19 protein-coding genes are annotated in these 18,659 nt (G+C 61.3%); 14 read left to right on the top strand and 5 right to left on the bottom strand.

Translation table 11 applies throughout. The annotated features are described in order from the left end of the window. Positions 1 to 12: 12 nt before the first annotated feature. Genes AC3IUE_RS17685 through AC3IUE_RS17670 form a run of 4 tightly spaced genes read right to left on the bottom strand, consistent with a single transcriptional unit; the run spans position 13 to position 3,710 of the window. Entirely contained in the window at positions 13 to 804 is a 792-nt protein-coding gene (locus tag AC3IUE_RS17685; protein WP_046048912.1) for an ABC transporter permease, read from the bottom strand. After that, positions 801 to 1,532 (bottom strand): ABC transporter ATP-binding protein, encoded by a 732-nt coding sequence (locus tag AC3IUE_RS17680; protein ID WP_150657491.1) that lies wholly within the window; start codon positions 1,530 to 1,532, stop codon positions 801 to 803. The genes AC3IUE_RS17685 and AC3IUE_RS17680 overlap by 4 nt, the downstream gene beginning before the upstream one ends. Further along, a complete protein-coding gene (locus tag AC3IUE_RS17675) occupies positions 1,529 to 2,488 on the bottom strand; it encodes a YVTN family beta-propeller repeat protein (RefSeq protein WP_489263116.1) in 960 nt (319 codons plus the stop codon). Before AC3IUE_RS17675 ends, AC3IUE_RS17680 begins: the two co-directional genes overlap by 4 nt. 37 nt (positions 2,489 to 2,525) lie before the next feature. After that, on the bottom strand, positions 2,526 to 3,710 hold the full coding sequence (locus AC3IUE_RS17670) for an ABC transporter substrate-binding protein (protein ID WP_489263115.1): 1,185 nt from the start codon (positions 3,708 to 3,710) through the stop codon (positions 2,526 to 2,528). Between the two features lie 158 nt (positions 3,711 to 3,868). On the opposite strand from AC3IUE_RS17670, the gene AC3IUE_RS17665 reads away from it, so the two are divergent. The 14 genes from AC3IUE_RS17665 (at position 3,869) to AC3IUE_RS17600 (ending at position 17,675) form a co-directional block, all read left to right on the top strand. Then, entirely contained in the window at positions 3,869 to 3,991 is a 123-nt protein-coding gene (locus AC3IUE_RS17665) for a hypothetical protein (RefSeq protein WP_008149743.1), read from the top strand. 149 nt (positions 3,992 to 4,140) lie between these two features. Further along, entirely contained in the window at positions 4,141 to 4,602 is a 462-nt protein-coding gene (gene pedF / locus AC3IUE_RS17660; RefSeq protein WP_489263114.1) for a cytochrome c-550 PedF, read from the top strand. A 3-nt stretch (positions 4,603 to 4,605) separates the two neighbouring features. Then, the gene (locus tag AC3IUE_RS17655; RefSeq protein ID WP_489263113.1) at positions 4,606 to 5,481 is read left to right on the top strand and encodes a substrate-binding periplasmic protein; all 876 of its coding nucleotides are present in this window, start codon (positions 4,606 to 4,608) and stop codon (positions 5,479 to 5,481) included. Further along, positions 5,481 to 6,242 carry a quinoprotein dehydrogenase-associated SoxYZ-like carrier gene (locus AC3IUE_RS17650; RefSeq protein WP_489263112.1) on the top strand — a complete coding sequence of 254 codons (762 nt, stop codon included), beginning with the start codon at positions 5,481 to 5,483 and terminating at the stop codon, positions 6,240 to 6,242. Before AC3IUE_RS17655 ends, AC3IUE_RS17650 begins: the two co-directional genes overlap by 1 nt. 16 nt (positions 6,243 to 6,258) lie before the next feature. Further along, positions 6,259 to 7,194 carry a quinoprotein relay system zinc metallohydrolase 1 gene (locus tag AC3IUE_RS17645; protein WP_489263111.1) on the top strand — a complete coding sequence of 312 codons (936 nt, stop codon included), beginning with the start codon at positions 6,259 to 6,261 and terminating at the stop codon, positions 7,192 to 7,194. 259 nt (positions 7,195 to 7,453) lie between these two features. Continuing rightward, a complete protein-coding gene (locus tag AC3IUE_RS17640) occupies positions 7,454 to 9,229 on the top strand; it encodes a PQQ-dependent methanol/ethanol family dehydrogenase (RefSeq protein WP_046048904.1) in 1,776 nt (591 codons plus the stop codon). A gap of 238 nt (positions 9,230 to 9,467) precedes the next feature. Further along, complete coding sequence (exaC, locus tag AC3IUE_RS17635; protein WP_046048903.1) at positions 9,468 to 10,988, top strand: acetaldehyde dehydrogenase ExaC; 1,521 nt, start codon at positions 9,468 to 9,470, stop codon at positions 10,986 to 10,988. 257 nt (positions 10,989 to 11,245) lie between these two features. Continuing rightward, on the top strand, positions 11,246 to 11,317 hold the full coding sequence (gene pqqA / locus AC3IUE_RS17630; protein WP_003253598.1) for a pyrroloquinoline quinone precursor peptide PqqA: 72 nt from the start codon (positions 11,246 to 11,248) through the stop codon (positions 11,315 to 11,317). Positions 11,318 to 11,372: 55 nt separating this feature from the next. Beyond that, positions 11,373 to 12,287: a pyrroloquinoline quinone biosynthesis protein PqqB gene (gene pqqB, locus AC3IUE_RS17625; protein ID WP_489263110.1), complete on the top strand. Its 915-nt coding sequence runs from the start codon at positions 11,373 to 11,375 to the stop codon at positions 12,285 to 12,287. A 126-nt stretch (positions 12,288 to 12,413) separates the two neighbouring features. Next, positions 12,414 to 13,166, top strand: coding sequence for a pyrroloquinoline-quinone synthase PqqC (gene pqqC / locus AC3IUE_RS17620; protein WP_489263109.1), 753 nt, complete (start codon positions 12,414 to 12,416; stop codon positions 13,164 to 13,166). Then, the gene (pqqD, locus tag AC3IUE_RS17615) at positions 13,163 to 13,435 is read left to right on the top strand and encodes a pyrroloquinoline quinone biosynthesis peptide chaperone PqqD (protein ID WP_095128187.1); all 273 of its coding nucleotides are present in this window, start codon (positions 13,163 to 13,165) and stop codon (positions 13,433 to 13,435) included. The genes pqqC and pqqD overlap by 4 nt, the downstream gene beginning before the upstream one ends. Beyond that, entirely contained in the window at positions 13,413 to 14,555 is a 1,143-nt protein-coding gene (gene pqqE, locus AC3IUE_RS17610; RefSeq protein ID WP_046048899.1) for a pyrroloquinoline quinone biosynthesis protein PqqE, read from the top strand. Before pqqD ends, pqqE begins: the two co-directional genes overlap by 23 nt. Before the next feature lie 245 nt (positions 14,556 to 14,800). Then, positions 14,801 to 15,964: an alcohol dehydrogenase-like regulatory protein ErcA gene (gene ercA / locus AC3IUE_RS17605; protein ID WP_008149766.1), complete on the top strand. Its 1,164-nt coding sequence runs from the start codon at positions 14,801 to 14,803 to the stop codon at positions 15,962 to 15,964. Next, a complete protein-coding gene (locus AC3IUE_RS17600; protein WP_489263108.1) occupies positions 15,948 to 17,675 on the top strand; it encodes a hybrid sensor histidine kinase/response regulator in 1,728 nt (575 codons plus the stop codon). Before ercA ends, AC3IUE_RS17600 begins: the two co-directional genes overlap by 17 nt. On the opposite strand, the gene AC3IUE_RS17595 is transcribed toward AC3IUE_RS17600, so the two are convergent. Then, a complete protein-coding gene (locus AC3IUE_RS17595) occupies positions 17,660 to 18,535 on the bottom strand; it encodes an aldose 1-epimerase (RefSeq protein ID WP_489263107.1) in 876 nt (291 codons plus the stop codon). The genes AC3IUE_RS17600 and AC3IUE_RS17595 overlap by 16 nt on opposite strands. Between the last annotated feature and the right edge of the window lie 124 nt (positions 18,536 to 18,659).

The raw sequence follows: 18,659 nt of genomic DNA, 5'->3' as shown, positions 1-18,659 counted from the left end.
GGATTTGTGTTGTTAGTTGGTTTTACGCAGGGCGGCGTGTTGCGGGTTGAAGGTGAACACGGCGAGCAGCGCGAATATCAGCGTCAGCCCCACGCACACCGCCAGTGCCAACGGATTGAAGCGTTCATACAAGGCAAACCGCACCAGTTCCACCGCATGGGTGAACGGGTTCAATGCGCACAACCAGTACAGCCACTCGCTGGACTCGCGCATTTTCCACAGCGGATACAGCGCCGACGACAGGAAAAACAGCGGGAAGATCACGAAATTCATCACCCCGGCAAAGTTCTCCAACTGACGGATCGCGTTGGACAGCAACAAGCCCAACGCGCTGAGCATCAACGCCACCAGCAGCAACGCCGGCAAGGCGATCAACAGCCCCATGGCCGGTGGTTGCACGCCGTATACCCAGGCAATCGCCAGAAAGGCGTACACCTGCAACAACGAGATCAGCGAGGTGGCCAACAGTTTGCTGCACAGCAGGAAAGTCCGGGGCAGGGGACTGGTCAGCAACACACGCATGCTGCCCATTTCCCGGTCGTAGACCATCGAAAGCGAACCTTGCATGCCGTTGAACAGCAAGATCATGCAGGCCAGCCCGGGGATGATGTACACCTCATACGGAATGTAGGTGTCATAGGGCTCGATGATCGCGATCCCGAGTGCGGCGCGAAAACCGGCGGCGAACACCAGCAGCCACAACAACGGCCGAACCAAAGCGCTGAGAAACCGCGTGCGTTGCAACACAAAGCGCAGCCATTCACGCAGCACGATGCCGCTGAAACATTGCCAGTAGGCATTCATTGGGCGGCTCCTGAAGTCGTCAGTCGAGTGAAGGCCGAGCCGAGGTCGCCGCCGTGTTCCAGGCTCAGGGCGTCCGCCTGCCCGCTGGCGACCAGCCGACCCTGATGCAGGATCAACAAGTCGTCGCTCGGCTGTACTTCATCGAGTAAGTGAGTGGTCCAGAGCACGCTGATGCCTTGCTCGAGGCACAGGCTGCGGATGTGTTGATTGAGTGCCAGCCGACTGGCCGGATCGAGGCCGACACTGGCCTCATCGAGCAGCAGCAGGCGTGGCTCGTGCAGCAACGCGCGGGCGATTTCCACCCGGCGACGGTGGCCGCCATTGAGTTCGCGGACCCGTTCGCGACGGCGTTCGGTCAAGGCCTGACGAGCCAGTTCGGCGTCGACCCGCAGGCCGGTCTGGCGCCGGGACATTCCATGCAGTGCGGCGTGATAACGCAGGTTTTGCTCGACGCTGAGGTCCAGGTCCAGCGTGCTTTGCTGAAACACCACACCCAATTGCTTGAGCGCCGGACGCGCCGCGTTGCGTAATGAACAGCCACCGACGCGGATGTCACCGCGCTGCACATCGTAGAGTCGAGTGAGCAGGGCAATCAGCGTCGATTTGCCCGCGCCGTTTGGCCCCAGCAACGCAGCGAAACGGCCGGGTGCCAGGCTGAAACTCACCTGACGCAACGCCTCTTTCGCACCATAAGCGAAACTCAGCTCGCTGACTTCGAGTGCGTTCATGGCGTCACCACCACGCCCCACGGATAGCGCCCGACCTTGATCGACTGGGTGACTTTGAGGCTGTCGACATCGATCACCGACACGTCGCCGCTGACGCCGTTGGTGGCCAGCAATTGCTTTTGATCCGGGGTAAACGACATCTGCCAGACACGCCGGCCAACCAGCAGGTAATCAAGGATTTCGAAGGTTTTGGCGTCGATCACCGCCACATGATTGGCAGGGCCGAGGGCGACGAAACCGTACTTGCCGTCGGCGCTGAGCTTGATCCCTACCGGTTGGACTTTGTCCGGGTGTACGCCCTTGATCTGGAAGGTCAGGGTCTTGAGGATCTTGCGGGTGGCGACGTCGAGAATGGTCACCGTGCCGCCAATTTCCGCCGAGGCCCAAAGCTTGGAACCATCGGGCGTGAACTCGACGAAGCGCGGCCGCTGATCCACCAGGGTGCTGTCGGCCAGGGTCTGGGTGCTGGTGTCGATCCAGTGCAGCATGTTGGTGGTTTCGCTGGTGTTCACCGCCCACTTGCCGTCGGGGCTGACGGCCATGCCCTCGGGTTCGACGCCGACGTTGATCTGACTCAGCACCTTGGAGGTTTCGGTGTCGATCACCGTCACCAGCGCATCGTCTTCGTTGGAAACGTACAGCCAACGATTATTCGGGTGCAGGGCAAATTGTTCAGGATCCTTGCCCGACGGCAGCTCCTTGATGATCTTGCGCGTGGCGACGTCCATCACCTGGACCCGGTCCGAGTCGCTGGCGCAGATGTACAGCAGCTTATTGTCGTGGGACAGCAGCAGACCGCGCGGGCGCTGGCCGACGGGCAGGGTGTCGGTGACTTGCAGGGTCTGCAGGTCGATCAGGCTCAGGCTGTTGTCCTTTTCGTTGGAGACCCAGGCGGTGCTGGCCGCGGCCTGCCCGGCGGCAAGTAGCAGGGCGCAAGAGAGCAGGGTGCGGCGCATGGCGGATTCCTTTTTTGTAATTGTTGTGGAGGGAGGATCAGGGAAAGCGGCAGCTGACCTCAGGCTTGTCGTAACCGAGGCTGTCCATTTCGTTGAAGGGGTGCAGGAAGCCGTCTTGCGGTGACGTGCTGACCAGCGCCCGGGGCTGCACGATGGGAATGGGTTGGCGCAACTGGCCGTTCCACGGCCGATAACTGAGCTTGCGACCCTTGAAGCCGTCCAGCGGCAATTGATCGCTGATTTCAAGCGTACGGATCGCCATCGCATCGACCTGACGCAGTTTGCTCACGGCACTGGCGATGCTGCGCACGGCGATCCAGGCGGCGAAATCGCGGTCATTCATCCAGCGTCCGGTCAGGGCTTCGAAGCGTTTCTGCAACTGGGCGGCGCCGTAGGTTTCCACGGTTTTGTGCCAGCCCACCGGGGTCAGCCCCTGAGTGCCGGCGACCGGCCGTGGGTACCAGGTCTGGTAGGGCACGTATTCGCCGAAATCACCGCGTTCATCCGCCACCAGCACCACGTCGTACTCAGCAGTTTGGGTGAACAGCGGCATGTCGGCCTGGGCGCTGCGACGCTGATCGTTGTCGAAACTCCAGGCTTTTTCCGCGACCAGTTTCAGGCCGAAGCGTTTGGCCGCGCGGCGCAGGGCGGCGGCATAGGCTTGATCGTCCGGGGTCGGGCCGACGATCAGCAGCGCCCGCTGCCATTTGCGCACCACCAGAAATTGCGCCAGCGCATCGGCGAGCATCGCCCGACTCGGCAGGCTGTGCAGCACGTTCGGCAGGCAGTCGGTGGTGCGCAGGCTGTCGTCGGGGCTGCCGGCGTTGAACAGCAAACTGTCGGGCAGCACGGCGCTGAGCCGGCGCAGGCTGGCGGCCGGTGCGTTGACGACAAACAGGCGCAGACCTTGTTCATGCTGAGCCTTGGCCGCTTCGACCAAGGCATCTGGATTGTCGACGTTGGTGCTCACCAGGTTGTAACTCTGGTTGAGGAAACGCCCGGTGCTGTTGCTGTCGGTGATTGCCAGTTCGGCGCCACGCAGCCCTGCATCGACCGGCTCGGGAATGACGTTCGACAGCAACGGGCCCGGGTCGGGGCGATAGCCCAGGTAGCCGATCTGCACCTGCAACGGCGCGTCCGCGGCCTGGCTCTGGGTCGCCAGCCCGGCGGCGCAGGCAATCGCCAACAGGTAGATCAGGGCGTAAGGGGCAAGCTGGCGCATAAGGCACTCCATTACAGGTAGCGCCAGCATAGGAACGCTGTGAGGCAGAAGGAAATATGCAGAAAGTACCAATGAGCCAATACCAAGGTAGTAACTCGCCCGGGGCGGCGCGGTTTTAGCATGGGCAATAACGGCCATCACATTGGAGGCGATCGATCATGCGTATTCTCAAAGCGCTGCTCCTGCCGTTGCTGCTGATCCTGACCTTGATCGGCGTCGACAAGCTCCACGGCCCGCGTCCCGCGCCGTTGCTGGTTTTGCCCATGACACCGGGGCGCTAGCCGTGTCGGCGCTGTGGCGCCACAAGCCCTACTACCAAGGAACTAGACGGCGGCCACCAAAGCAGCATGGGGCTTGTGCGAAGCCCTTCCTAAGATGGGTGCCATAGCCTCTTCACAGAGGTTTTGCGTGCAATCAAGAGGGCATAACAATGAAAACAAAACGCAACGCCTTACTCGTTGCCGGACTGCTGGCCGGTTTTATCAGCGCAGGTTCCGTCTGGGCCCACGGCAATGTGGTGCCGCAAGCGGTGGAAACCCCGGGCCTGACCCCGATCAAGGACGCAGGCGTCAAGGTCGATGCCGATGGTTGGGCATCGGTGAACCCTTACCGCACTTCGCCGGAACATGATAAGGCCCTGGAAATCGGCTCCTCGGCGTACAACCAGAATTGTGCAGCCTGCCATGGCCTGGAAGCCAAATCCGGCGGTATCGCCCCCGATTTGCGCCTGCTCGATGTCGCTGATGCCGGTGATGAGTGGTTCGTCGAACGCGTGCGCCATGGCGCCGTGCGTGACGGCCGGGTCTACATGCCGAAGATGGCCGACTACCTGAGCCAGGAAGCTTTGTGGGCGGTGCGCACTTATCTGGACAGCGTTCACGTCGAGGAATAACCCATGCGCCTGCTCGCTGTGTTGATCAGTGCTGTGTTGCTGTGCTGCCAGGCAGCGCAGGCGCAGGTCCGTACCTATGACGAAATGATCGCCGCCAGGGAACTGAAAGTGGCGGTCTACAAGGACTTCGCCCCCTACAGTTTCGAAGACGCCGGCCAGGCCCGTGGCGTTGATGTCGAACTCGCCGAAGCCTTGGCCAAGGCCCTCGGCGTGCGGCTCACTTTGATTTGGGCGCCGGCCGGCGAGAAACTCGACGATGACCTGCGCGATTACATCTGGCGTGCCAGTCAGTTGCACGATCTGCAACTGGCTGACCTGATGATGCGCGTGCCGTACGACCGCGATTACGCGCAGAAGCGCAATGAACTGGGTGAGCTGGAAAACGGCCATGTGGTGATGTTCGGGCCGTACCAGAACGAACAATGGCAGGTTGCCTATGACCGCCGCCGGCTGGACAAAGTCGGTAGCGTCGCCGTGTTCGAGCATCACCCGATCGGCGTCGAAGTCGACAGCGTGCCGTCGTTCTACCTGACCTCGGTGTTCAGCGGGATGCTCGCCGCCAAAACGCATCACTATCCCGGTGTGCCTCAAGCGTTCGCGGCCATGAAGGCCGGTGAAGTCGACGCGGTCATGGCCATGCGCGGCGAGATCGACTGGCAAGTGCATGAAGCGGCGGACCCGCAAGTGGCGCTGGCGGAAAACGCCTACCCGAACATGGGCAAGCAGCTGTGGGAGATCGGCATGGCGGTGCACGAAAGCAACCGTCAACTGGCCTATGCCGTGGAAGAGGCGCTGGAAGCCTTGATCCGTGATGGTTCGGTCAAAACCATTTATGGGCATTACGGCCTGCGCTATGACGTGCCCGAGATGTATCAATAGTGAACTGGCGAGCGGGTTGTCTATTGGCCTGTTGGTTACCCATCGCCGCGCACGCCGTGGACATCGACCCGGGCAAAGACCCGGTGCCCTCGGTGATGTGGGCCTTCTATCACAAGCAGATGCTCGGCGATGCGCCGTTCGTGTTCGACGATCGGGTCAAGCTGTTGGCGCCGCCCTTCGCCGAAGACGCCCGGCAGGTGCCGCTGGAAATCGACGCGCGAGCGTTCAAGGGCGAGGTGGTGAAAATCCTCGCCTGGGCTGAACTCAACCCGCTGCCGAAAATTGTCGATTTTCAGCCGCTGGACCGGGTGCTGCCGTGGCTGTCGATTCGCATCCGTATCGAACAGGCCACGCCGTTGCGCGCGGCAGTGCTGACCCGTGATGGGTTGTGGCATGTCGGCTCGACCCTGATCGATGCGGCCGGCGGCGGTTGCACGGCGCCGAGTGTGGTGCGCACTCAGCCGGGCTGGGAAGAGCGCATCGGCGAAGTGCTGGGCGGTCGTTATCCCCGGGGCGAGTTCAGTCGCGTGCGCTTGCAGGTGGCGCACCCGATGGACAACGGCATGGTCAGCGGAATCCCGGAATTCTTCATCAACCATGCCGAACTGCGGGATCAGAACGATCAGTTGCTGGCCCGTCTTGAGTTGTTTCCCGCTGTCAGTGAAAACCCCAATCTGACCTTCGACATCGAAGGGGCAGGGCAGACGCGCCTGATGCTGCGCGACAACAGCGGCAATCAATTCGATGCGGCCATACCCTGACCCAAAGGAGCGCGTGATGCGCTGGATGCTGCTGTTGTTCCTCGGTTTGAGCCTGCCGGCCTTGGCGGATCTTGAATACACACTCGAGCCCCGGCAGATCGCCGAAGACACCTGGCTGCTGGAAGGCAGCACCGATAATTTCGCCAAGGCCAACGGCGGCAACATCGTCAACACCGCGTTCATCGTCACCGAACGCGGCGTGGTGGTGATCGACACCGGACCGTCGAAACGCTACGGCGAAGCGATGCGCAAGGCGATTGCCTCGGTCACCGACAAACCGGTGATCGAGGTGCTGCTGACCCATCATCATCCTGATCATGTACTCGGTAACCAGGCCTTCAGTGACGTGCCGATTGGCGCGCTGGCCGGCACCACTGAGCTGTTGCAACAGCAAGGCGATGCCATGGCCGAGAACATGTACCGACTGGTGGGCGACTGGATGCGCGGCACCGAAGTGGTGTTGCCGACCCGGACGCTGACGCCTGGCGTGCAAAGTTTTGGGAATCACGATCTGCGTCTACTGGGCCTGGGTGGGCACACGGGCGCGGATCTGGCTATTCTCGACCAGAAAACCGGTGTGCTGTTTGCCGGGGATCTGGTGTTTTACCAACGGGCGCTGACCACGCCCAACAGTCCGGGGCTGGCGGTGTGGCTGGCGGACATCGCCACCTTGCAAGGCTTGCCGTGGACGCTGATCGTTCCCGGCCATGGGCCGGTGGCCAGCGATCAACAGCCGTTCGAGCAAATGCGCGACTACCTCAGCTGGCTCGACCAGTTGATGCGCGATGGCGCCGCCAATGGCAGTGATATGGCCGAGATGATCCGCAGCCCCATTCCCGAACGGTTTGCCGGGATCAGTCTGAGCCGCTACGAGCTGATCCGCAGCGTCAGCCATTTGTACCCGCGTTACGAGCGCGGGCAGATGACCCGTGTCGATTCCGCCGCGAACTAATAACCAACACAAATCCAATGTGGGAGTGAGCCTGCTCGCGATGGCGGTGTTTCAGCCGACATCAATGCTGAGTGTGAGGGCCTCATCGCGAGCAGGCTCGCTCCCACAGGGGACTTGTGTTGATCTCCTCCGACCCGGTACTAAGGAACTAGCAATCTCAGCACTGCGGGCAATTGTTCCAAGGGCGGCGGCGCCCAAGAATCTGCACCAGACCGGGAAAATTTCCCGGGTATAACAAAAAACTGCAGAGGTAGCCGTCATGACCCAACCCGCACGTCGCCAACCCTTCGTCTTGAGCGTGCTGCTCAGTGCCATGCTGTTGTCTGGCTCGGCATTGGCCGGCGTCACTGATCAAGACATCCTCCAGGACCCCAAGAACCCGGGGCAGATCGTCACCAACGGTTTGGGCGTCCAGGGTCAACGCTACAGCCCTCTGGACACCCTCAACGTCAACAACGTGAAGGACTTGCGGCCGGTCTGGGCGTTCTCCTTCGGCGGTGAAAAACAACGCGGTCAGCAAGCACAGCCGATGATCAAGGACGGCGTGATGTACATGACCGGTTCCTACTCGCGGGTGTTTGCGGTGGATGCGCGCACCGGCAAGAAACTCTGGCAATACGATGCGCGCCTGCCCGATGACATCCGCCCTTGCTGCGACGTGATCAACCGTGGTGTCGCGCTGTACGGCGACCTGGTGATTTTCGGCACCCTCGACGCCAAGCTCGTGGCCCTGAACAAAGACACCGGCAAGGTCGTCTGGAGCAAGAAAGTCGCCGACCACAAGGAAGGCTATTCCATCAGCGCCGCGCCGTTGGTGATCAACGGCAAACTGATTACCGGCGTCGCCGGTGGCGAGTTCGGGGTGGTCGGCAAAATCGAAGCCTACGACCCGAAAAACGGCGACCTGCTGTGGACCCGTCCAACCGTCGAAGGCCACATGGGCTACACCTACAAGGATGGCAAAGCGATAGAGAACGGCATCTCCGGCGGTGAAGCCGGCAAGACCTGGCCCGGCGATCTCTGGAAAACCGGTGGCGCCGCCCCTTGGCTCGGCGGTTACTACGACCCGGAAACCAATCTGCTGCTGTTCGGCACAGGCAACCCGGCGCCGTGGAACTCGCACCTGCGTCCTGGCGACAACCTCTACTCGTCGTCGCGTCTGGCGCTCAATCCGGATGACGGCACCATCAAGTGGCACTTCCAGAGCACGCCTCACGACGGCTGGGACTATGACGGCGTAAACGAGCTGGTCTCGTTCAACTACACCGAAGGCGGCAAAGAGATCAAAGCCGCCGCGACCGCTGACCGTAACGGTTTCTTCTACGTGCTGGACCGCACCAACGGCAAATTCATTCGCGGCTTCCCGTTCGTGGACAAAATCACCTGGGCTACCGGCCTGGATAAAGACGGTCGGCCGATCTACAACGAAGCCAGCCGCCCAGGCGCGCCCGGCACCGAAGCCAAAGGCAGTTCGGTATTCGTAGCCCCGGCGTTCCTCGGCGCGAAAAACTGGATGCCGATGGCCTACAACAAGGACACCGGATTGTTCTATGTGCCGTCCAACGAGTGGGGCATGGACATCTGGAACGAAGGCATCGCCTACAAAAAAGGCGCGGCGTTCCTCGGTGCCGGTTTCACCATCAAGCCATTGAATGAAGACTACATCGGCGTGCTGCGCGCCATCGACCCGAAAACCGGCAAGGAAGTCTGGCGCCACAAGAACTACGCGCCGCTGTGGGGCGGCGTGCTGACCACCAAGGGCAATCTGGTGTTCACCGGTACGCCGGAAGGTTTCCTGCAGGCATTCAATGCCAAGACCGGCGAGAAAGTCTGGGAATTCCAGACCGGCTCCGGCGTACTCGGCTCGCCCATCACCTGGGAAATGGACGGCGAACAGTACGTCTCGGTTCTCTCGGGTTGGGGTGGTGCTGTTCCGCTGTGGGGCGGCGAAGTGGCCAAGCGCATCAAGGACTTCAACCAGGGCGGCATGCTCTGGACCTTCAAGCTGCCGAAAGACCTGGTCGCCAAACACTGATTACTGCCACTGATCGTTCCCACGCTCTGCGTGGGAATGCCTCAACGGACGCTCTGCGTCCGCTCTGGGACGCAGAGCGTCCCTGGCTGCATTCCCACGCGGAGCGTGGGAACGATCATCTACTACCAAATAACGAGAGTCCTCCTGCCAACGGCGCATTCGTCTGACGCGCAGGGCTCTCTACTATCGGTTCATCGCCTGTTTGCCCGACAGGCATCGACCCAGACAGAGGCCCACCATGATCTACGCACAACCTGGTACACCTGGCGCCGTCGTTACGTTTAAACCGCGCTACGGCAATTTCATCGGCGGCGAGTTCGTCGCCCCGGTCAATGGTGAGTACTTCACCAACTCTTCGCCGGTCAACGGTGAAGTGATCGCCGAATTCCCTCGCTCCAGCGCCGCGGACATCGAAAAAGCCCTCGATGCCGCCCATGCCGCGGCTGACGCCTGGGGCAAAACCTCGGCGCAGGACCGCTCCTTGGTGCTGCTGAAAATCGCCGATCGCATCGAACAGAATCTGGAAATCCTCGCCGTCACCGAAACCTGGGACAACGGCAAAGCCGTGCGCGAAACCCTGAATGCCGACGTGCCACTGGCTGCCGACCATTTCCGTTACTTCGCTGGGTGCATCCGCGCTCAAGAGGGCGGTGCCGCCGAGATCAATGAGCTGACCACCGCCTATCACTTCCACGAGCCATTGGGCGTGGTCGGGCAGATCATTCCGTGGAACTTCCCGCTGCTGATGGCCGCCTGGAAACTTGCCCCGGCCCTGGCCGCCGGTAACTGCGTGGTACTCAAACCCGCCGAACAGACGCCGCTGTCGATCATGGTCTTCGCTGAGCTGATCGCCGACTTGCTGCCGGCCGGTGTGCTGAACATCGTTCAGGGTTTCGGTCGCGAAGCCGGTGAGGCGCTGGCCACCAGCAAGCGCATCGCCAAGATTGCCTTCACCGGTTCCACCCCGATTGGCGCGCACATCATGAAATGCGCGGCCGAGAACATCATTCCAAGCACCGTTGAACTGGGCGGCAAGTCGCCGAACATTTTCTTCGAAGACATCATGCAAGCCGAGCCGCAGTTCATCGAGAAGGCCGCCGAAGGTTTGGTGCTGGCGTTCTTCAACCAGGGCGAAGTCTGCACCTGTCCATCGCGAGCGCTGGTGCAGGAGTCGATCTACGACGACTTCATGAAAGTGGTGATGCAGAAGATCGTCAAGATCAAGCGCGGCAACCCGCTGGACACCGAAACCATGGTCGGCGCCCAGGCGTCCGAGCAGCAATACGACAAGATCCTCTCGTACCTGAAAATTGCCCAGGAAGAGGGCGCCGAGCTGCTCACCGGCGGCGCGGCCGAGCGTCTTGAGGGCGACTTGTCGACGGGTTATTACATCCAGCCGACCCTGCTCAAGGGCCACAACAAAATGCGCGTGTTCCAGGAAGAAATCTTCGGCCCGGTGGTGGGTATCACCACCTTCAAGGACGAAGCCGAAGCCCTGGCAATTGCCAACGACAGCGAGTTCGGCCTCGGTGCCGGTCTGTGGACCCGCGACATCAACCGTGCCTACCGCATGGGCCGGGCGATCAAGGCCGGGCGTGTCTGGACCAACTGCTACCACCTGTACCCGGCCCACGCCGCGTTCGGTGGCTACAAGAAGTCCGGTGTCGGCCGTGAAAACCACAAGATGATGCTCGACCATTATCAGCAGACCAAAAACCTGCTGGTGAGCTACGACATCAACCCGATGGGGTTCTTCTAACCTCCGCAAGAACACTGAAGAACCTGTGGGAGCGAGCTTGCTCGCGATGAGGCCAGTACATTCAACATTGATGTTGACAGTCACGCCGCCATCGCGAGCAAGCTCGCTCCCACATTGGTTTTGGGTGTGCTGAAAATCTGCCGACACCCCCTACCAATGCACGCCGCCACCTCGTTCGAAAGTAGCATTCGGGTGCCTGGCGTCCCGTGCATTAATGGCTTTACCGGAATCGTCCGGCATAAGAAGAGGATTGACCCATGTGGACTAAACCCGCGTTTACCGATCTGCGTATTGGCTTCGAAGTGACGATGTATTTCGCCAACCGCTGATTGTTCACCCGGCCAGCTGTTGCGTTGGCCGGGCCTGCCTTCTGGAGCATTGCCCATGCACATTCGCGTTCTCGGATCCGCCGCTGGCGGTGGTTTTCCGCAATGGAATTGCAACTGCCGCCAGTGCGCCGCGATGCGCAATGGCAGCCTGCGGGCCCAACGGCGCACCCAGTCCTCGATTGCCCTGAGCGACAACGGTGTGGATTGGGTGCTGTGCAATGCTTCACCGGACATTCGCGCGCAACTCGAGAGTTTCGCGCCGCTGCAACCGGCACGCCGGGTGCGTGACACGGCGATTGCCGGCGTCGTCCTGCTGGACAGCCAGATCGATCATTGCACCGGCCTGTTGAGCCTTCGCGAAGGTTGCCCGCATTCGGTCTGGTGCACCGAACGGGTCCATGAAGACCTCAGCAGCGGCTTCCCGTTGTTCACCATGCTCAAGCACTGGAACGGCGGGTTGCAGTGGCAACCGGTCGGGCTCGACCGCGAGCCGTTCAGCATCCCGGCGTGCGCGCACCTGCGATTTCGCGCGATCCCCTTGGTCAGCAACGCACCGCCATACTCGCCCAATCGCGGCAATCCGCAGCCGGGCGACACCATCGGCTTGTTTATCGAAGACCGACGCAGCGGTGCTTCGCTGTTCTATGCGCCGGGCCTGGGACAGGTCGACGACGAGGTGCTGAGCTGGATGCAACGCGCCGATTGCCTGTTGCTGGACGGCACCTTGTGGCGCGACGACGAGATGCGAGTCTGCGAAGTCGGCCAGAACCTGGGCAGTGAAATGGGTCACCTGTCCCAAAGCGGCCCTGGCGGCATGATCGACATCCTTGAAGGCTTCCCCCGCCAGCGCAAGGTGCTGATCCACATCAACAACACCAACCCGATCCTCGATGAAGACTCGGCCGAGCGGGCGTTGCTGGAGCGGCGCGGGATCGAAGTGGCGTTTGACGGCATGAGTATTGAGCTGTAGCGGATGGCCTCATCGCGAGCAAGCTCGCTCCCACAGGGGATTCAAGTTCGCAACAGATCCACTGTGGGAGCGAGCTTGCTCGCGATGAGGCCAGACCAGACACCGCAGATTCCCCGGAGAACCGCAATGACTGACACCCCAATGTCCCCCGCCGAATTCGAAGCGGCCCTGCGCGCCAAAGGCGCCTACTACCACATCCACCATCCATTCCACCAAGCCATGTACGCCGGCCGATCAACCCGCGAGCAGATTCAAGGCTGGGTCGCCAATCGCTTCTACTACCAGGTGAACATCCCCCTGAAGGACGCGGCGATTCTCGCCAACTGCCCGGACCGCGACGTGCGCCGGGAATGGTTGCAACGAATTCTCGATCACGACGGTGCACCCGGCAGCGAAGGCGGGATCGAAGCCTGGCTGCGGCTGGGCGAAGCAGTGGGGCTGGATCGCGAGCAAATCCTCTCGCAGGAATTGGTGCTGCCCGGTGTCCGTTTCGCCGTGGACGCCTACGTCAATTTCGCCCGTCGCGCCTGTTGGCAGGAAGCCGCCAGCAGTTCGCTGACCGAGCTGTTTGCACCACAGATCCACCAATCCCGGCTCGATGCCTGGCCGGCCCATTACCCGTGGATCGACGTCGGCGGTTACGACTATTTCCGTAATCGCCTGAGTCAGGCACGACGGGATGTCGAGCATGGCTTGCGCATCACCCTGGCGCACTACGTCACGGTCGAAGGCCAACAACGCATGCTGGAAATCCTGCAATTCAAGCTCGACGTGCTGTGGAGCATGCTCGACGCCATGAGCATGGCCTACGAGCTGGAACGCCCGCCGTATCACAGCGTCACCACGGAGCAGGTCTGGCACCGGGGGATTGCCCTGTGAGCCTGATCAACCGCGAGCAATCACCGTCGCTGCGCCAGGGTTTTCGCCTGCAATGGGAACCTCGTCAGGACTGTCACGTGCTGCTGTACCCCGAAGGCATGATCAAACTTAACGACAGTGCCGGGCAGATCCTCGATCTGGTGGACGGCCAGCGCAGCGTTGCGGCGATCATTGATCGACTGTCTGAGAGTTTCCCCGGCGTACCGGGGATCGACGAAGATGTGCTGGCATTTCTGGAGGTGGCCCATGCTCAATTCTGGATCGAGTGACTCGCGTCCGGGTCCGCCGCTGTGGCTGTTGGCGGAGCTGACCTATCGTTGCCCGCTGCAATGCCCGTATTGCTCCAACCCGCTGGACTTTGCCCAATCAGGCGAAGAGTTGAGCACCGAGGAATGGATTCGGGTGTTCCGCGAGGCCCGGGAGATGGGTGCCGCGCAACTGGGTTTTTCCGGCGGCGAACCGTTGGTGCGTCAGGATCTGGTCGAACTGATCAAGGCCGCCCGGGACATGGGTTACTACACCAACCTGATCACTTCGGGCATCGGCCTGACCGAGCAAAAAGTGCGCGATTTCAAGGTCGCGGGGCTGGACCACATCCAGATCAGCTTCCAGGCCGCCGACGAAGCGGTGAACAACATGCTCGCCGGCTCGCGCAAGGCCTTCGCGCAGAAACTGGCGATGGCCCGGGCGGTAAAGGCCCAGGGCTACCCGATGGTGCTGAACTTCGTCACCCATCGGCACAACATCGACCAGATCGCGCAGATCATCGACTTGTGCCTGGAACTGGAAGCGGATTTCGTCGAGTTGGCGACCTGCCAGTTCTACGGCTGGGCCGAACTCAACCGGGTTGGCCTGTTGCCCACTCGTGAGCAATTGCAGCGTGCCGAGCGCATCACCAATGAGTATCGGGAGCGTCTTGAGGCGCAGGGCCACCCGTGCAAGCTGATCTTCGTCACCCCGGATTACTACGAAGAACGCCCCAAGACCTGCATGAACGGCTGGGCCAATCTGTTTCTCGACATCACCCCCGACGGCACGGCGTTGCCTTGCCACAGCGCCCGACAGTTGCCGGTGCAGTTTCCCAATGTGCGCGAGCACAGCATCGAGCACATCTGGACTGATTCTTTCGGTTTCAATCGCTTTCGTGGCGATGACTGGATGAAGGAGCCGTGCCGCTCCTGCGATGAAAAGCACAAGGACCTGGGTGGCTGCCGCTGCCAGGCATTCATGCTGACCGGCGACGCCGCCAACGCGGACCCGGTGTGCAGCAAGTCACCGCACCACGGTGTGATTCTCAAGGCCCGCGAGGAAGCCGAGGCACCGGGGCTAGGCATGGAACACCTGACGTTGCGTAACGAGAAGGCTTCGCGACTGATCTATCGCGGATGAATCCAGACGTTGCGTCCAACGCAAATCCCCTGTGGGAGCGAGCTTGCTCGCGATAGCGGTGGGTCAGTCGACATCAATGTTGAATGTAATGCCGTCATCGCGAGCAAGCTCGCTCCCACAGGGGTATTCCGGTGAATTCAAGATTTGAGTACACCCCAGCCTGCTACCCATTGGTCTGATTGCATTCACAGCCGGATGCTTTAGTGTGGACGTTACCTTCCAAAACAATAAAAACAGGCTTTCCAATGAGCCAGAGTCTCAGCCAGCTGCGTAAATTCGTTTCGCCTGAAATCATCTTTGGTGCCGGCTGCCGGCACAACGTCGGCAATTGCGCCAAAACCTTTGGTGCCCGCAAGGTGCTGCTGGTCAGCGATCCCGGTGTGATTGCGGCCGGTTGGGTTGCCGATGTCGAGGCCAGCCTGCAAGCCCAGGGTATCGAGTACGTCCTGTACAGCGCGGTCTCGCCCAACCCGCGGGTCGAAGAAGTGATGCTCGGCGCCGATCTGTACCGGGAAAACCATTGCGATGTGATCGTGGCCGTCGGTGGCGGCAGCCCGATGGATTGCGGTAAAGGCATCGGCATTGTCGTTGCCCATGGACGCAGCATCCTTGAATTCGAAGGCGTGGACACCATCCGTGTCCCCAGCCCACCGCTGATCCTGATTCCGACCACCGCCGGGACCTCGGCCGATGTCTCGCAATTCGTGATCATCTCCAACCAGCAAGAACGCATGAAGTTTTCCATCGTCAGTAAGGCGGTGGTCCCGGACGTGTCGTTGATCGACCCGGAAACCACGTTGAGCATGGACCCGTTCCTGTCGGCCTGTACCGGCATCGATGCGTTGGTGCATGCCATCGAAGCGTTTGTTTCCACCGGTCACGGGCCATTGACCGATCCCCATGCGCTGGAGGCGATGCGCCTGATCAACGGCAACCTGGTGCAGATGATCGCTAACCCCAACGACATTGCCCTGCGCGAGAAAATCATGCTCGGCAGCATGCAGGCCGGGCTGGCGTTCTCCAACGCGATCCTCGGCGCGGTGCATGCCATGTCCCACAGCCTCGGTGGCTTTCTCGACTTGCCTCATGGGCTGTGCAACGCGGTGCTGGTGGAACACGTGGTGGCGTTCAACTACAGCTCCGCACCCGAGCGCTTCAAGGTGATCGCCGAGACCTTTGGCATCGATTGCCGTGGCTTGAATCACCGGCAGATTTGCGGGCGTCTGGTCGAACACCTGATCGCTCTGAAACACGCGATCGGCTTCCACGAAACCCTCGGACTGCACGGGGTCAGCACTGCGGACATTCCGTTCCTGTCGCAACATGCCATGCACGACCCGTGCATCCTGACCAACCCGCGTGAGTCCAGTCAGCGTGATGTCGAGGTCGTCTATGGCGAAGCCCTCTGACGAACAGCAACGGGCGCTGGCAGGGTTACTGGGATTAGGCAGCCACTCGGCGCGCAAGAGTCATTACCCGGAACTGGCCGCGCGCCTCGACGAGCTGGAAACCGAGCGCAATCGCTATAAATGGCTGTTTGAGAACGCGGTCCACGGCATCTTTCAGGCCAGCCTCCTGGAAGGCATGCGCGCCGCCAATCCGGGACTGGCGCGGATGCTCGGCTACGACAATCCCCAGGAAGTGCTGTTTTCCCTGGCCGATCTGGCGAGCAACCTGTTTGTCGGTGGTGCACAGGAACTGGAAAATATCGGCGAAATCCTCAGGCACCAGGGCAGCCTGCATGGCTATGAAACTCAATTGCGACGCAAGGATGGCAGCAGCCTCGACGTGCTGATGAACCTGTTGCTCAAGCCCGATCAGGAAGGGCTGGTGGAGGGGTTTGTCGCCGACATCACCGAACGCAAACTCGCCCAGCAACGCCTGCAGCAACTCAACGACGAACTGGAGCAGCGCGTCACCGCGCGCACCGACGAGTTGCTGGAAGCCAACCGCAACCTGCAACAGCAGATCACCCAGCGTAAACAGATTGCCGAAGCCTTGCGCGATGCCCGGGACGCCGCTGAGGCCGCCAATCGCAGCAAGGACAAGTACCTCGCCGCCGCCAGTCATGACCTGTTGCAACCGCTCAACGCCGCGCGTTTGCTGATCTCCACCTTGCGCGAGCGCAAGCTGCCTGACGTCGAGCAAGTGCTGGTGGAGCGTACGCACCAGGCGCTGGAAGGGGCGGAAGATTTGCTCACCGATTTGCTGGATATTTCCCGGCTCGATCAGGCGGCGGTCAAACCGGACATTGCGCTGTACCGCCTCGATGAATTGCTCGCGCCGCTGGTGTCGGAGTTCCAGTCAGTGGCCCAAGCTGAAGGGTTGAACCTGCGGGTGCACATGGGCGATTACGCCATCAGCACCGACTTGCGCCTGATGACGCGGATCCTGCGCAACTTCCTCAGCAACGCCTGCCGCTACACCGACGAGGGCAGCATCCTGCTGGGTGCCAGACGCCGGGGCGAAATGCTGCGCCTGGAAGTCTGGGACACCGGGCGCGGGATCGCGGCGGACCGACTGGATTCGATCTTTCTCGAGTTCAACCAACTGGATGTCGGACGCGCCGCCGACCGCAAGGGTGTGGGCCTGGGGCTGGCCATCGTTGAACGGATCGCCAAGATCCTCGGCTATAAAGTCGGGGTTCATTCGTTGCCGGGGCGCGGTTCGATGTTCAGCATCGATGTGCCAATTTCCCATGAGATTCCGCTGCCGATCAGCCTGGCGGCACCACAGCCAGGAGCGGGCAATCCGTTGCCGGGCCGGCGTTTGCTGGTGCTGGACAACGAAGTGAGCATCCTCGAAAGCATGAGCGCGCTGCTCGGGCAGTGGGGCTGCGAAGTGGTGACGGCCACTGATGAGTTTTCCGCACTGGCCGCCTTGCAGGGGCGACCGCCAGAACTGATTCTGGCGGATTACCACCTCGATCACGGGGTGGTGGGCTGTGATGTGGTCAGGCATTTGCGCGAGCATTACCACCAGGCGATTCCGGCGGTCATCATCACTGCCGACCGCACGGATCAATGTCGGCGCTCATTGCAGAGACTCGACGCACCGCTGCTGAACAAACCAGTGAAACCTGGCAAGTTGCGCGCGGTGCTCAGTCAGTTGCTGGGGTAGCGATAGTGCAGGCTGAAACCGAGCTCGGCTGACTCGCCTTGCGCCAGCAATCGCAACCCCGGACGACCGGGCAGGTGATGCGCGTTGACCGGGTGGCTCACCGGTTCGATACAGAAAAAATCCAGGCCCACCGGGCAGTAGAGCAGGAAGTAATCGCTGCCGGTGGCGCGGCATTCCAGCTCATAGCCCAACGCTGGCTGGCGGATCAGGCAGTGGCCGTCCCATTCGCAGAAACCGTTGTCGACCAATGTCTCGGGCAACCCCTTGAGTGACCGGAAATCCCATTCGGCTGGCAACGCACTGAGGTGCGTCGGCAGTTTGGTCCCGTCACACAACCAGACGTGCCGGGATTGCGCCTGCAACTGGGTGCCCGTGGTACGCGGGAAGTAAGGATGCAAACCGAGCCCATGCCAGGCAGGGCTTTCGGCCAGATGGGTGACCTTGAGATCAAGGCTCAGCTTGCCGTCGCTCAAATGGAATCGTTGCCGGGCGCGATAGGCGAAGGGCGTGGTGCTGTCGAGTTGCAGGACGATTTCATCGCGCGTCTGCGAAACCACCTGCCACGGTTGCTGCCAGGCGCTGCCGTGAATCGGCATTGGATCGGTGAGGCTGTTGGGTGTCAGTGCCAGCCAGCCCTCGGGGCATTCAAAGCCGCCTTCGGAAATTCGGTTCGACCACGGCGCCAAGGGAAAGCAGCCGAGCTTGCCGGGCAGGCCGGTATTCAGCGCGTGAGCATCGCTGTGGCGCAACAGCGGCAGACCCGTGCCGCGCACGCTCCAGTTGACGATGCTGCCACCGAGTTGCGGGGCGAGGGTGAGATGGGTGAATTCGTCTTCGAGGTTAAGCAACGCTGGCGTCATTTCAATTGAGCTCTGATGTGAGAACACCGCTGAGCCTTGTAGCAGCTGGCGAAGCCTGCGTTCGGCTGCGAAGCAGTCGTAAAACCTTACTGCGCGGTGTATCAGGAAACCGCATTCACCGGAT

It is taken from the genome of Pseudomonas sp. GL_093, assembly GCF_057837605.1.
The sequence above is the reverse complement of the archived record's forward strand: the minus strand, read 5'-3'. Positions and strand labels throughout refer to the sequence as shown.

Bases quoted from the DNA above. Each gene is read 5' to 3' on its own strand.
- AC3IUE_RS17685 (WP_046048912.1), bottom strand. From the start codon at position 804: ATGAATGCCTACTGGCAATGTTTCAGCGGCATCGTGCTGCGTGAATGG.
- AC3IUE_RS17680 (WP_150657491.1), bottom strand. From the start codon at position 1,532: ATGAACGCACTCGAAGTCAGCGAGCTGAGTTTCGCTTATGGTGCGAAA.
- AC3IUE_RS17675 (WP_489263116.1), bottom strand. From the start codon at position 2,488: ATGCGCCGCACCCTGCTCTCTTGCGCCCTGCTACTTGCCGCCGGGCAG.
- AC3IUE_RS17670 (WP_489263115.1), bottom strand. From the start codon at position 3,710: ATGCGCCAGCTTGCCCCTTACGCCCTGATCTACCTGTTGGCGATTGCC.
- AC3IUE_RS17665 (WP_008149743.1), top strand. From the start codon at position 3,869: ATGCGTATTCTCAAAGCGCTGCTCCTGCCGTTGCTGCTGATCCTGACC.
- pedF (WP_489263114.1), top strand. From the start codon at position 4,141: ATGAAAACAAAACGCAACGCCTTACTCGTTGCCGGACTGCTGGCCGGT.
- AC3IUE_RS17655 (WP_489263113.1), top strand. From the start codon at position 4,606: ATGCGCCTGCTCGCTGTGTTGATCAGTGCTGTGTTGCTGTGCTGCCAG.
- AC3IUE_RS17645 (WP_489263111.1), top strand. From the start codon at position 6,259: ATGCGCTGGATGCTGCTGTTGTTCCTCGGTTTGAGCCTGCCGGCCTTG.
- AC3IUE_RS17640 (WP_046048904.1), top strand. From the start codon at position 7,454: ATGACCCAACCCGCACGTCGCCAACCCTTCGTCTTGAGCGTGCTGCTC.
- exaC (WP_046048903.1), top strand. From the start codon at position 9,468: ATGATCTACGCACAACCTGGTACACCTGGCGCCGTCGTTACGTTTAAA.
- pqqB (WP_489263110.1), top strand. From the start codon at position 11,373: ATGCACATTCGCGTTCTCGGATCCGCCGCTGGCGGTGGTTTTCCGCAA.
- pqqC (WP_489263109.1), top strand. From the start codon at position 12,414: ATGACTGACACCCCAATGTCCCCCGCCGAATTCGAAGCGGCCCTGCGC.
- pqqE (WP_046048899.1), top strand. From the start codon at position 13,413: ATGCTCAATTCTGGATCGAGTGACTCGCGTCCGGGTCCGCCGCTGTGG.
- ercA (WP_008149766.1), top strand. From the start codon at position 14,801: ATGAGCCAGAGTCTCAGCCAGCTGCGTAAATTCGTTTCGCCTGAAATC.
- AC3IUE_RS17600 (WP_489263108.1), top strand. From the start codon at position 15,948: ATGGCGAAGCCCTCTGACGAACAGCAACGGGCGCTGGCAGGGTTACTG.
- AC3IUE_RS17595 (WP_489263107.1), bottom strand. From the start codon at position 18,535: ATGACGCCAGCGTTGCTTAACCTCGAAGACGAATTCACCCATCTCACC.